At 43.6% G+C, this 14,051-nt stretch carries 12 protein-coding genes; 3 read left to right on the forward strand and 9 right to left on the reverse strand.

Features of this window, described 5'->3' with window-relative positions; translation table 11 throughout:
- The first annotated feature begins 133 nt into the window (after positions 1-133).
- A complete protein-coding gene (locus tag MKX35_RS18690) occupies positions 134-1,156 on the forward strand; it encodes an MBL fold metallo-hydrolase (RefSeq protein ID WP_076299837.1) in 1,023 nt (340 codons plus the stop codon).
- A 162-nt stretch (positions 1,157-1,318) separates the two neighbouring features.
- On the opposite strand, the gene MKX35_RS18695 is transcribed toward MKX35_RS18690, so the two are convergent.
- The 3 genes from MKX35_RS18695 to MKX35_RS18705 form a co-directional block, all read right to left on the reverse strand.
- On the reverse strand, positions 1,319-2,143 hold the full coding sequence (locus MKX35_RS18695) for a hypothetical protein (RefSeq protein WP_076299836.1): 825 nt from the start codon (positions 2,141-2,143) through the stop codon (positions 1,319-1,321).
- Positions 2,144-2,228: 85 nt separating this feature from the next.
- The gene (locus tag MKX35_RS18700) at positions 2,229-2,822 is read right to left on the reverse strand and encodes an RNA polymerase sigma factor (protein ID WP_076299835.1); all 594 of its coding nucleotides are present in this window, start codon (positions 2,820-2,822) and stop codon (positions 2,229-2,231) included.
- A 350-nt stretch (positions 2,823-3,172) separates the two neighbouring features.
- Entirely contained in the window at positions 3,173-3,319 is a 147-nt protein-coding gene (locus MKX35_RS18705; RefSeq protein ID WP_179085726.1) for a hypothetical protein, read from the reverse strand.
- 58 nt (positions 3,320-3,377) lie between these two features.
- On the opposite strand from MKX35_RS18705, the gene MKX35_RS18710 reads away from it, so the two are divergent.
- Positions 3,378-3,905, forward strand: coding sequence for a DUF1036 domain-containing protein (locus tag MKX35_RS18710; RefSeq protein WP_076283691.1), 528 nt, complete (start codon positions 3,378-3,380; stop codon positions 3,903-3,905).
- A 67-nt stretch (positions 3,906-3,972) separates the two neighbouring features.
- On the opposite strand, the gene cydC is transcribed toward MKX35_RS18710, so the two are convergent.
- From cydC to MKX35_RS18740, 6 genes are all read right to left on the reverse strand, one after another.
- The gene (gene cydC / locus MKX35_RS18715) at positions 3,973-5,700 is read right to left on the reverse strand and encodes a thiol reductant ABC exporter subunit CydC (protein WP_076299834.1); all 1,728 of its coding nucleotides are present in this window, start codon (positions 5,698-5,700) and stop codon (positions 3,973-3,975) included.
- Positions 5,697-7,496: a thiol reductant ABC exporter subunit CydD gene (cydD, locus tag MKX35_RS18720; protein ID WP_371915718.1), complete on the reverse strand. Its 1,800-nt coding sequence runs from the start codon at positions 7,494-7,496 to the stop codon at positions 5,697-5,699. Before cydD ends, cydC begins: the two co-directional genes overlap by 4 nt.
- Positions 7,497-7,597: 101 nt before the next feature.
- The gene (locus MKX35_RS18725) at positions 7,598-8,614 is read right to left on the reverse strand and encodes a cytochrome d ubiquinol oxidase subunit II (RefSeq protein WP_042188427.1); all 1,017 of its coding nucleotides are present in this window, start codon (positions 8,612-8,614) and stop codon (positions 7,598-7,600) included.
- Positions 8,611-9,975, reverse strand: coding sequence for a cytochrome ubiquinol oxidase subunit I (locus MKX35_RS18730; RefSeq protein ID WP_076283693.1), 1,365 nt, complete (start codon positions 9,973-9,975; stop codon positions 8,611-8,613). The genes MKX35_RS18725 and MKX35_RS18730 overlap by 4 nt, the downstream gene beginning before the upstream one ends.
- A 540-nt stretch (positions 9,976-10,515) precedes the next feature.
- Positions 10,516-11,367, reverse strand: a complete 852-nt coding sequence (locus MKX35_RS18735) for a GNAT family N-acetyltransferase (protein WP_076283694.1) — start codon at positions 11,365-11,367, stop codon at positions 10,516-10,518.
- Between the two features lie 61 nt (positions 11,368-11,428).
- Positions 11,429-13,276: a hypothetical protein gene (locus tag MKX35_RS18740; RefSeq protein ID WP_076299833.1), complete on the reverse strand. Its 1,848-nt coding sequence runs from the start codon at positions 13,274-13,276 to the stop codon at positions 11,429-11,431.
- Positions 13,277-13,382: 106 nt separating this feature from the next.
- Between MKX35_RS18740 and MKX35_RS18745 the strand changes: the two genes are divergently transcribed.
- Positions 13,383-13,991, forward strand: a complete 609-nt coding sequence (locus MKX35_RS18745) for a TetR/AcrR family transcriptional regulator (protein ID WP_076299832.1) — start codon at positions 13,383-13,385, stop codon at positions 13,989-13,991.
- The last annotated feature ends 60 nt before the right edge of the window (positions 13,992-14,051 follow it).

Below are 14,051 nucleotides of genomic sequence, written 5' to 3' on the forward strand. Positions count from 1 at the left end.
AGTGTGATGTTGTTCTGTTACATCATATTACATGGAGCAAATGCATGCAAGTACATGCTTGCAATTATGTTTTCCACTCTCTATAATAAAGGCATGCTTTACCCCAAAAACATATACGCAAAGGAGAATTTTCATGAAGTATGGACGTATTATCCAAAAACCTCGCGTTAAATTTTTTGAAGTCGCAGATGGCGTCTTTGCCGGTATTTCGCCGTATCGCGGCATCAGTTGGGCCAATGCCGGGTTCATCAACAAGGGTGAAGGGCTGGTGTATGACACGTTCTTCGATTTGTTCCATGCACGGGAAATGCGGGAGGCTTTTAAGGAAGTAAGTAACGGTGGCTCTCCCGCATATGTGGTGAACTCGCACTATAACAGTGATCATGCCTGGGGAAACAAAGTGTTTGAAGATGCTTGCATTATTATGCACAAGGAAGCGTCCAGAGAGCGTCTCACCGAAAATATCGCCTGGATGGATAACGTCATCAGAAGAGGAAAGGATTCTCCGGAATCGACTTCGGGCGAGCGGTTTTTTGCAGCAGAATTTGAAGGATTCGACCTGGAAGGCGTAGAATGGGTGCTCCCGAATATTGAGATAAAGGACGATATCAACATCCGTCTTGGCGATACGGAAGTTATGATTTACAACGTAGCTCCGGCCCACTCTGACAGTGACTTGCTGCTGTGGATGCCTAAAGAAAAAGTGCTGTTCGCCGGCGATGTCGTGTTTAACGGGTGTACGGCATACAGCGAAGAGGGAACCCACAATTGGGTTAAAGTGCTTGACCGCATTATTGATGAAATTAAACCCGAAATCGTTATTCCAGGACATGGCGCCATCTGCGGCCTGGACTTCGTGAAGGAGCAGAGAGACTACCTCCTGAACTTGATCAGCGAGTTCAACAAGCATTACAATGACGAAATTGATGCCTTGTCCCTGACCAAGCAAATTGATATTTCCCGCTTCCTTCATTGGATTCAGCCAGAACGCTTGTATGTTACAGTGGATATCCTATTGAAAAGCAAACGAGGGTTACCCCCCTTTCCAATTTGGAACGAAGTGCCTGCTAAGCTGGAAGACATGAAAGCTTTTTTGGCTGGAAAATATGGCAATCAGATCAAGCCATGGGACCCTATGAGTGTTTGGCAAGAATAGCAATTTACAGCAAACCTATGAAAAACAAAAAACGGCCCTGTCGCAAACGATGCGAACAGCGGCCGTTTTTTTGAATTGTTCAACGGAATTAAATGGGCGCTTAGAACCGATTATGATCAACCCCAACTAGATTTGGAGAAGATTCCCGTTGTTTTAGAATTATTATTCCAAATAGCCTTCGGCAAGTTTCATTAGGGTTTCTTTGCTTACTTTATTTATGTCTCCACGTAAAGTATAGGCGTATTTCACCTTTTTGTCTGGGCTCTCGTATACCCATTTCAGCTCGTGCGTCTGCGAAGGAGCAAATTCTGTATGCAGCATTTCTACTCCCTTCACTTGAACCTTCTCCTGCTTAAATTCAACCTTCTCGTCAATATACATTGTAGGATCGCTCATTCCACTCAGATTAGTGATATTAACCCCGATTTTATCTTCGCCATTTTGATACGTAGCAAAGAGAAGGAAAAACTGATCTGTCATTTCAACCGGCATCATGGCATATCCCTGATTGGATTCTTCCGCCTGCTTTCTCAGCTTTTCTGCCATTTTCTTTTTTTCTTCCGAAGAAGGAGGATTCACTTCCTGAGCATTTTTAAAGATTACGTCCGCCTTTTGGAATGTATAATTTCCATTGACTTTGTCTGCGATCTTAATGGATTTATCCGTAATCTTATCTCTCAATTGAGAAAGATCTTGGAAGATAGTCACCTTCGTTCCAAGAATTGTTTCATGATTCGGATTATTGGCAACCATATAGAACAGCCCAGCTTCCCCGTTCTTTAGCGCCTTATCCTTAAGTTCATAAAATGCCTTGTAACGCTCTATCTCATCTTTCGATTCTGTTTTTCCGTAATCTTTCGTCGATTTAGTCTCATATACGACTTCGCCATCCTTATTCGTCAAAGAATGATATTGAACTGCCGCATAACCTGTGGAGGCCATTAACATCATCCCTACACACGCAGTCAAAACAACTTTATATTTCATAAAAAACCTCTCCTTTTCTTTTGGCTTAGCATGTAATATTCTCATTACTTTTCCTGTCAAGTCGGCGTCGGGAATGCGCGGGTCATCAAACAGTTTTTTCAAATCCCGATCCCTGTCCATATTCATACACTCCCACTCCCTTCACTTGAGCATAATACTTTCGAAATTTTGCAGATGCACGTTCGTATTTTTTACGAAGGCTGGCACTGTTTTTGCCGAGAATCAATCCGATCTCCTGGTAGCTTTTATCCTCGACACAACGTAAGATTAACAAATTACGCTCTTCCGCCGATAATTTTGCCATGGCTTGATGTACGGATTCATCAAAATAGTTGGCTTCAATATGCAAGTCGACTTCATTATTTTCTTTCTCATCCTGGTAAAAGAAAGGCAAATATTTCACCAACTTTCGCTTACGGATGATGTCGATACATTGATGGTAGGCAATCTTGTATACCCAGGCGCCAAAATCTATTTGATATTGGGTATATTTCTTCATGGTGCGGAATGTCTTCAAAAATACTTCCTGTGCGTTATCCTCGGCTTCGGCGTAATTGCCCAGCATATGATAACAGTAGAGAAAAATCGGTTTTTGATAAACCTCCATGATTTTTTCGAATTTTTCTGTGTCCCCATCCAACACATCTGCAATGATCTGACTTAACTCCGTATCATTCAAGCTGTCTCCCCCCCTTTCACTCTATACAACGAAGAGCTCGACCCAAAATGTGACAGCAATTGTTTATGTATTAAGCCATAGTTACTTACTTTAAATATTTTTTTCTTTTGTTGTATGTGAAAATTCATAGTCAGTTAGAGCCGCATCATAGACAAAGCCTGCAACCCCCTACACAGCATAAATGCGTTCATCTTCTTCATAAACCTTAGGAATATCAAGACTATGTATCATCACATTTTCTGTAGTAGATTCAAAGAAAAAACGGATTTTGGTGTTTACCTAAATCTTATATAAAAAACGAAAGGTGCCCTAAACAGCCATAAAATGGCTTTCTGGACACCGCAAGAGAATTAATCAGTCTTTTGTTTTAGATATTCATCTTGGTACGATTGTTGAAATAAAACTGTAATAAGTAGTGCTAGAACTTCATAAATCCAAATCGTCAGTTTACTCATGAGCAGCCCAATCGATTCGAAATTGTTTCTCTTGCTGTCCATTTCCTTCTCCTATTAAACTGCATACTTTATTCTATTAACAAGAAGGGAGCTGAATGCAATGGGACTTAGTTTTCGTAACAATACGAGTTTAACTGTATATGTTGCCTTCGCATATTACTCCTCTGCAAGCTGTAATCAGGGCTCTAACCCCTTGATACCTTGGCCCAGCTGGTATGAAGCGGTAGGTTGGTACACAATAAATCCAGGTCAAACGGTAGAGGTATTGAGTGGGGCAGTCAACAATCGAGAGATATATTACTATGCTGAATCTACAGATAGGAGTCTTGTATGGTCAGGTGTTAACTATCTTACTCTACCGCAAAATGCTTTCAAACTTTGTGGTGGCGCAGGTTACTGTGATGCTCCGCTTTGTAGAAGGCTAGGATTGAGAAAAATCAGTATTGGTAACTTCAGAAATTATACAGTTAATATTGTATCTAGTAATATTCAAAGTCAATCTAAGTTTTTAAATGTCAACACGGCAGTTCCTGGTAAAAAGAAGAATGTTGGCCGGAGTACCTCTCCTATTAAAGGTCTTCGAGTTGTACGGCCTGCTGCTGGCAGAAAATCTATCTCGAAACGTTAAGCGAAAAAATGCAGAAACAGTCTGGACTTTCCTATTCAGTCCATGACTGTTTCTACTTTTCAAAACATCACACTCCAACTTCTCCGATCATTTGCTGTTCGATTTGTTTCATCTCATAAAAATAGCCTTTTTGCCCCATCAACTCCGAATAGGAACCCGTTTCGACTACCTTGCCTTGGTCCATGACCACAATCCGGTCCATCTCTTCCAATCCGGTTAGCCGATGACAAATCATGAGAAGCGTATCATTAGCCGCCTGTGCGTAGAGATGCTTCAAAACGTGATGCTCTGTCACATAATCCAGCGATGAAGTTGGTTCGTCCAGAAGCCATACCCGTCCTTTGCGGAGCATCGCTCGCGCCAGAGCCAACCGCTGCTTCTCGCCGTCTGACAGATTCTCCCCTTTTTCATACACCATATCGGTCAACGATGTATCGGGCAGCTGCATTTTAGCTAGCACATCCAACAATTGTTCGTCAGTATGTTCTTCTCCATTTAGCAGCAGGTTTTCCCGGATCGTTCCCCGGAAAAAATGACTTTGCTGAAACACTACATTAGCCGTTTGCCAAATGCTCGTCTCATCCAGTTCCTTCACCGAAGTGCCGTTTAATCGTATATCTCCAGCCGTTGGTGTTCGCAGTTTGAGCAGCAATTCGATAATTGTTGATTTTCCTGACCCACTCGGCCCGACAATCGCCGTTTTGGAGCCAGGTAAAATGTGCAGGGAAACATCCCTGAGCGCCGGTCTCCACTCCCCTTCATATTGAAACGTAACATCGGATAGCTCCATCGTAACGGCATGTTCAACTGACAATGTGCCACTTGGCTGCGAAGACTGCTCATCAAAGGTCTGAACTGTTTCCGTCAGTCGTTTGGCTGCGTGTTCGCTATCCTCTTTATACGCGGGTAATGTGGCCATAGCCGTCGCTTCTTCAAATACGGTTTGTGATGCCATAACCAACATGGCAAGAAATACGCCTGCAAGCGCTCCTTCCATAATTAAATAGGCGCCGAGCGTCAGCACTCCCCAGGAAACGAGAAACGTAACAAAAGTGTGCATCGATTGCCCGCGCAACAAGTGCCCGGCTGCTCGTTGCTGTTCAGTTGCCAATACAGCGGAAGCGTGCTGAAGCTGCTCCTCCCGCTGTGCCAATTGACCGTATACTTTTAAATCCCGGAAACCGTACAACACTTCTGTAACTTCCGTGGACAGCTGCGCCCTCTGCTCACGAACGCGTCCATGTATTCTCCGCTGCCCGAGTAACACAATTCCCGGTACAACGAATGCCGTTATCAGCATACCTAATACAAACAAAACGGCAATCCAGATCGAATAGGTAGAAGTAAACAGCACCGTAGCCAAAAACACCATGACGACCATGATCGGAGGATAAGCGACTCGCAAGAAATAATTTTGTAAACTTTCGACATCCCCAACGATCCGCGCAAGCAGATCCCCGCTTCGATTTTTGTTCAATATACCAGGCGTTAAAGGAATAAGCTTGGCAAAAAAGGATGTACGTAAACGGCTAAGCATGGAGAATGTCGCCCGGTGAGAATATAAGCGTTCTCCATAACGACTCGCCGCCCGAAGCAGACCAAGCAGTTTGACCATCGAGGTGAGTACAATTAAAGTATAAAGCGGCGGCGCAAATACCGTTTGCGAAATTAGATACCCGCTCGCAGAAAAGAGTGCCACACCGGCTATGCCGGCGATAAATCCACCCAAAATCGAAAGAATGATATCCTTACGCTCCTGAATCATCGCCTTTGACAGAACGGCCAGTTCATTCATGAGGATATCCCCCCTTTCCGCTCTACATCAATCATCTCGGCATATTGAGGCAGGCGCCCCAGAAGCTCTTCATGCCGTCCGGAGTCCACCAACACTCCATTGTCCATAAACAAAATCTTGTCGGCTTGTTGAATCGTATATAATCGGTGAGCCACCGTAATCATCGTAGCCGTTTTTGCCAGTTTGGCTATGGAGCGTTGCAGTACCCGCTCGGTGTGCAAATCCAGTCCAACTGTGGGTTCATCAAACAAAATGATAGCAGGACGCTTCAAAAAAGCGCGTGCTAAGGCAAGCCGTTGCTTTTCCCCACCAGACAGTCCCCTGCCTCCTTCACCAACAAAGGTATCAAATCCATGCTCCAATTGGGCTGTAAGCGCAGTGAGTCCTGCTTCCTCCCCCGCCCGCTCAATTTCTGCCCTGGAGATGCTCCCACGAGCACCAATCGCAATATTTTCAGAAAATGTGCCTGCAAAAATATACGGATGCTGTGTAATGTAGCTAACATGTTCGAACCATTCAGTTTCATCGTATTGCGAGAGTGGACTACCATTCACCAGAAGCGTTCCAGATTCTGGTTTTAGCAGACCGGCAATGAGATGGAGCAAAGTCGTTTTACCGGAACCACTTTTACCTACAATCGCAATATGTTCTCCCGGTTTAAACTGGATCCGACCCGTCTCAAGCTTGAATGAATCTGGAGCATATTGAAACTGAAGATGATTTATTTCCATGGATGGCGGTACTGAAAGATCATTGGAATTTGCAATTTCCAATTTGCTTCCCCTGTCGACTCTATCCATGCTGTCGATCTCGTCGAGTCCATCGGTTGTTAATGCTTCTTCAACGCTATTCGCGTCCCTGCTCTCCCCTGCCGGTTCTTCAAGCATCTGTTCCACCTTACGAACCGCACCCATACTTGTCCGGCCACTGTGAAAGGCCGTTCCCGTATTCTTTAAAAGGTTGTAAAACTCGGGAACGAGCAACAACACGAGAAAGGCGGTGTGGAACGTCATAGATTTGAAAACAAGCAATTGGATGGCCAGCTCAAGAGCGACAATGCCAATGCTTAGCATCACGATCGATTCCAGCATGAAGGTATTCGTAAACGCAATCTTCAAAATGCCCATTGTGGCATCACGGTAACTAAGGCTACTGTGTTCAATTTTCTGTTGCTGACGGTGTGCCCGTCCAAATATTTTTAACGTCACCAGCCCTTGAAGAGAATCCAGAAAAGTACCTGAAAACTCGGCCAGCTGCGCATATTTTTCTTCGGATTTGTTCTTCGTTTTCAGCCCTACCAAAATCATGAATAGCGGGATGAATGGAGCTGTAAATAATAGAATGAAACCTGTGTTGGCATGTTGGATAAATGTAACGACCAAAATCAGAATCGGGATGATAGCAGCTTCCATCATACGCGGCATGTACTGACTGAAATAACTATCAGCCTCATCCACAGCATCAAGAGCAATACTGACCTTGCCTCCCGTCTGTCCACGAAGGGTGGAAGGCATGGAAGCATGGGTCAAGTTTTGCAGCACGGCTGCGCGCATATTTGTCTTGGCAGTGGCAGCCATACGCAAGCCAACTTTACCGTTTCCATATGACAACAATGTGCGTACAGCCATAACAGCCAGAAGAATGCCGAGCAACAGGATAACCGATGAAAATGAAGCTCTCTCCACAAAAATCCGTTGGACTGCTTCAGCAAGCAGTCCAGCCTGACTCACAATAGCTGTACCAAGCGCGAGCGAAAGGATCGCGAGGAGGGCCATATTTTTTCTTTGTGAAGACATTTGTTGAGAAATCAGACTGGATTTCCTCGGCACAGATCACACCTCCTTTATATATAGGCTTGTAGAGAAACCTCATACACGCCGTAATGGATCAATTAGCTTTATTTTTTCCCTTTTACATAATCCGCATCAAACAGGAAGAGCTTGAAGACCAGAATAAGGGATGGGATCAACAGGCACAGACCGCCGATAAACACAACAACTAACGCTAAGCCCATTGCTGGTGAAGTTGCACTGCTCTGAATCGTGATATACGGATCGAGAATATAAGGGTATTGCCCAATCCCATAAGCGAAAAAGGCACAGAAAAATTGCAGCATGATGCATATGAAAGCTAATCCGTAACGGCGTCCGTTATATAACAGCCACATCGCGATCATGAAGAAAGCAACGGAAAGTGCCAAGAGCCACCATAAATCCATCATATTTTGAAAATGCCGCTCATTGTGTTGACCCAAATAGATAAATGCTGTCAGTGCGAGAATTATCGTCGGTGTGCTCCAAAACAGGGCGTAGTTCCGCATCAGCTTCAACGCGGAATGATCCTCTGCACGAGATGCGTAAAAAGTCAGAAATGAGCCGCTTATGAACAAAACGGACACGATTGCCAGTCCAACGATGCTCCACGATAACGGATTGGTAAACAGCGCCCAGTAATCCAGAGAAACCGTCTCAGCCTGCTTCACAATAAAGCCGCCTTCAGACAAAGTAAGTGCCACTGACAACGAAGCCGGAATAAGCAGACCTGTAGCTCCGTACAAAAAAAGATATACTATGTTTTTCTTGGAACCATAATTTTCAAAAGCGTAGAACGAACCGCGAATCGCAAGAAGAATAACTGCAATACTTCCCGGAACAAGCAGCGCGGAGCCATAATAATAGGCTGTGTCCGGAAAAAATCCGACGATGCCAATATAGAAAAAGATAAAAAATACATTTGTAATCTCCCATACGGGTGATAAATATCGGGAAATCAGACGATTAATGAGATGATCCTGCTTCGTCAAACGGGCATAAAAGGCGAAGAATCCCGCTCCGAAATCAATGGAAGCTATAATTAAATAGCCGTACAAGAACAGCCAGAGCACCGAGATGCCAATTATTTCGTAACTCATCATTCAGTGCCCCCCTTTTCCACAGATTGATTAGGATGTTCCTTCATCCATTTCTCCATCTCAACTTCTGCCGGATTATTGTTGAACAAACGTCTTAGCACGATTACACACATACTGCCGAGTACGATGTACAAGAGCAATAAGGCGAAGAATATAATTCTTACATTCGGTGAAGTCGTGGCAGCCTCCTCTACACGCATATATCCACGGATAATCCACGGCTGTCGCCCAACCTCTGCATAAAACCAGCCCAGCTCTACAGCTAGAAAAGCGAGCGGTGCGATCAGTGCGATGATGCCAAGCATCCACTTGTTAAGCACATTGCGTTTTTTCCAGAACACAAACAGGAAGTACAGGACCGAAATCGCGAGCAGAGCAAATCCGATTCCAGCCATTAAATCAAACAGGTAGTGAACAAGAAGCGGTGGCCATTCTTCCTTGGGGAATTCCTCCAGCCCCGTTACCTCCGCATTAAAGTCTCCAAAGGCCAGGAAGCTGAGCACTTTCGGCAAATGAAGAGCCCCTATCACTTCATGCTCTGCATTCAGCCATCCCATTAGAACCAAGTCCACACCGCTACCCGTCTCAAAATGCCACTCTGCCGCTGCAAGCTTCTCTGGCTGATGCTCGGCCAAAAACTTGGCGGACACATCACCAGCTAATGTGTTCAGCAAGCTGAACAGCAAAACGACCGCCATCATGAGATTCAAGGATTTTTTGTGGTATGCGGACACTCCTTTTCTCAGCATCGCAAAGGCTGCAATCCCGGCTAACAAGGCAGCTCCTGTCAAATAGGCCGAGCTTAATACATGGAACACCTTGGAAAAGGTCGCCGTATTCAGCATCGCTTGCACCGGGTCAATCGCTGTGAATTGGCCCGCTTCCATGACAAAGCCTCCAGGCTGGTTCATGAATCCGTTCACCGTCGTAATAAAAACGGCAGACATGCCTGCCCCGGCGACAATCGGAATCGTCAACAGCCAATGGATATACGGATTTTTAAACCGATCCCACGTATACAAATAAATGCCCAGGAAGATGGCCTCAAAAAAGAACGCGAACACTTCCATGAATAACGGAAGTGCAATCACATTCCCAGCCAGTTTCATAAAATTCGGCCATACCAGGGCTAATTGTAGTGATATGGCTGTACCGGTCACGACACCAACCGCTACAGAAATGACAAATCCCCGAGACCATCTCTTTGCCATAAGTGTATAATGGGGATCCTTTTTGCGGATCCCGATGAACTCTGCAATAGCGATCATTAGCGGTATACCGACGCCAATCGTCGCAAAAATAACGTGGAACCCGAGAGTCAAGCCTGTCACCAGCCTGCTCCATAGCACCGTATCAATTGCCATTCTTTACTGCTCCCTTCAAACGCTGTTCATTTTTCGTCATAACTTGATGCTTATGATTAGGCCGGCTAATTCTGGGGCTGCATTCAATATCAGGTTTAGCAGGGCTCAGCGACATCGTTGCCTGTTCGTTTTAGTATGACGTTCCTCGTTCTTTGCTATGTAAAAAGAGAAAAATTTCACAAAGCAAGAGTTGGCGAGCCTGATTTACCTGATACTGAGCAGTCAAATTAATAACGTGACCTAATGATTAAAATCATCTTATCTTAAATTGCAAGTAATTCAATCACAGATATCTCTTAATCCCTAAATGTTCAAGAAAGGGTCAAATCTTTCTGACAACTCAGTGAATAACATAAAAAGAACCCAAAAGAGCTATTGATTCAATAGCGTATATATGATTTCACAAGTCTCCTCCTACTTCGATGTTAGAAAAAAACAATATTTCCTCATTTTAACCTCTAATATATACCCCCTTCTGCAACAAAAAAAACACTGACTCAAATCATCAGTGTTTTTGAATTAAAGCTAATGTCATCTTCGTCATGACAAATCTTTCTCCATTTCATATTGCTCGATGTATACGTCAAGACCAACACTTTGAAGGAAACGTATAGAATTTGTATCTCTTTTGTCTACATTATTGACGGTGATGATAGAATGTCTCTCTCCCATCCAATGGAATAAGGAACGCCCAAATCCCTGGTTTCTTTCTTCTCGCAAAATACCGAACTGTACAACTGCTCCGTTGGCCGATTTTATTACCGCGTATCCACAAATCTTATTCTCTTCCCTTATCGTGACCACATCGTATAAATGCGGATTTCGTAAAATTGCATGAACAGATTGTTCCCAAGAAGGTTCAAAATTCCAATAAGAATGTACCGATGTCCAATCGAATTCTTCCAGTCGAACCATAGTAATGAATGTATGTCTATGATCGTCCGGAAGGGTGACATCAATACGCCCCTTGAAACAAGCCAATTCTCTATGAATTTGAAATCCTATGGCGGTATACGCTTTTATAGCTTTATCATTCGTTTGAATCACTTCAAGCAAACACTTTTGAATATGAGCTTCTTTAAGGATGGGAAGAGCATGACGATAAATTTGTTCGACTAGCCGTCTCCCTCTATATAAAGGAACGACTCCTGTACCAGTATTAAATGCAGTACTTTCGCCGTTACGATCCCCGATGCCATGCATAACAAATGCAACCAGCTTCTCTTGATCAAAAGCACCAAACGACATCTGATAATTAACTCCCGCACCTGCAAATTTATCAGCTAAATACTCCGAAGAAACATGAAATGGAATTACATAATCGGAGAAGGCTTCGTTAAAGCAAGTTGTAAACTCTTGTAATTCAAGATCCTTAACACTTTTGATCAACATGTAGTTTTTTTCTCCTTTTTTTTGGTACTAAGTTCTTCATCATCAGCCAATCTCCAATTCATCATTTAGTACGGCCATAGAAAAAAGAATACCCATCTGACTTTCCAAGCTTAGTCGTCTCCGTTCCGTCCACTATCTTGACCGCTTTCAGTAACGATATAATTTGTGTATTCATGAGCTTTGCATCAAATTTGCCCATCTCTCTGTCTTCACTATCCACGAGCAGATAGTCGGGCATTGGAATGAAGCCAATCACCGGTATCCCTGCTTCAAATAAAGGCTGACTCTCTCCAAACTCAAACTTGTTATGTCCACGTAATAATACAGTACGTGTGCCGTCGGACTTTTCAATAGCTTTCAGCCATATGGACGCCATCATTTCATTGCCCGCATAGGTATATTCTGTACTTATTTTTCCAGTTGGTCTATAGTGACCCGTATCATCGTCCTTCCACTCCATACTGCCTAAATGCTCAACCGTAATTCCAGCTACAGCTTTCATATGGCCTTTCTTGCCATCCCAGAGCTCTCGATGCCCCTCCATCCAAGTGGAAGTCGCCTGAGAAGTTCCTTTGAAATCCGGTAATCTAAAATGGCCTGTCACAAAGGTGAAAATCATCGTACGTTCCGGCTGCTCCTGCTGTAAGTAACGAATCATGGACAGCATGCCCACAGCACCATTTTCCTCCACCACATTTATCCCATCCGTATGGGTATTTATGATAATCGCTTCATCTTTATTTTTCCCGTCAATTTTCACATAAAAGGATTCTGTTGGAGCATTTTTTTGTATTTCCGCTTCTAAAATAACCGTACCTTCTTTGTGCTCCTGGGCTGCACTGATCACCTTTTTCCCTTCCGTTTCATTGACCCAGATCGCAGGAATTCCAACATAAGCTGTAGTAAAAGGCACATACTGCTTTTCAACCTTATCGTCGGATACCCCTTTCCAGACAACAACAACAGCTTTCACACCCATTTCCTTCGCTTGCTCCAATTTAGCTTCTTTTAAAGCTGTAGTGAGGACTAGATCGCCTTCATTTGGGGCAATTTGGCTTTCCATTGGAGAGGAATCCCGCATGTTCATAACGATCCCACTTGGGAAATTTCTGAAATTCTCAATTTCAATGACAGCAATTTTTCCGCTGGCCTGGTCATACTCACCACGCTTCGTATATACCAGCTCCCCTGTTACCCCATTTTCGTCAGTTTCCCCGGAATAAGGAAAAGCTGAAGAGACATGAATTGACTGCTGATCAATCATTAAAGAGCTGCTCTTTTCTTCCCATCGGTCAAAAGTATAGTGATCACGATAAACTTTCAGCCCCATACCTGTTACCTGTTGCTCCAGCCATGAAATAAATTGATTATGACCCTCAGAGCCGGTTGTACGGCTTCCAAAAGAATTCATTACTTCAATATCCTTCAGCATCACTGCTGCAGAATCCAATTTACGTTCATCGATCGTCACAGCCGCATCAGCTGCTAATGCCACAGGTGTTGTAATAGGTTTTGAATAGATTCCAATACCCCAAAGTGCAGTAACGATAAGAGCAGCAATGCTGAATAACACTTTACGAACCACTATCAATGGAGTGACTCTTCTGCGCACCTTTTGTCCAAAGAGTCCTCTCCATATGCCCGCTACGATCAGCAGCAAGATAGAAAGCGCAAGCAGCCAAAATTCTCTTGTCAGTAAGTACAACCCTTCTGCCACCATCGCACTAATTAACACCACATGTAACTTTTCACGCTTCTTTAAAAGTAAAAAAGAGATGCCTAATTCCGCTAACAAAAGGGTAATGGTCACTATCGAGATTACCGTTTCTTTGCCAATGAATACCGTAGCACAAAGTGCTAGGATCAAAAGCAGCCCCGCTGACAATCGTCTATATAAGTTTTCTAACATGACGCCCTCCCATTTTATCTACTACTATTTTGACATTACATTTGTAATGCCTTATGGTTTTAGCATATTGAAAAGACTCATGTAAAACAATAAAACGAACACCAGAATGTACAAACGGAGGGGATATGTCATCTCAAATCATGAATTATACAGTCCGAATACCTCTCAGCATCGTTCCAATAAAGAAACCAACCGTTTGACAAGAGAAGCCATCTGCACGGCATTAGTATACTTGATCCAGGAACAGCCTTTTAACAAAATCACCATCACCGATATTGTGAAGCGTGCAGGGGTCTCTCGAACGGCCTATTACAACAACTATTCCTCCAAGCAAGAGATCCTGGTGGATTTGGTCGATTCGCTTATTTTCGAAATTAATCAAAAACTCTTACCTTACACCAATGAATTAACAGGCAAAGCTAAAGAACCTCAAAAATTTATCAGAGTGCTTTTTGAAGTTGTTTTTCAGCAGCGGAACATCTACAAAGCACTTCAAAGCGCAAAATTTGATGATGTGATTCTGCATTGCTTGAATGAAATGATGCTCTCTACTGCTCACGACAAAAGCGATGAAAATGTGTACCGAATATACTTTAAAGCGGGGGCCCTCTATAATGTTCTCCTCAAATGGATACAATCCGACTTTGCAAAATCCATTGATGAGATGACCAAGATTTGTCTCGATGTATACCAAACACCAATGTCCCAGGAATAAGGGGTATTATCAGCAAAAAAACGTTCACTCATCAATCGATGGGTGAACGTTTTTTATACT

The organism is Paenibacillus sp. FSL R5-0923, from assembly GCF_038009145.1.
In the GTDB taxonomy this organism is placed as follows: Bacteria; Bacillota; Bacilli; order Paenibacillales; family Paenibacillaceae; genus Paenibacillus_AQ.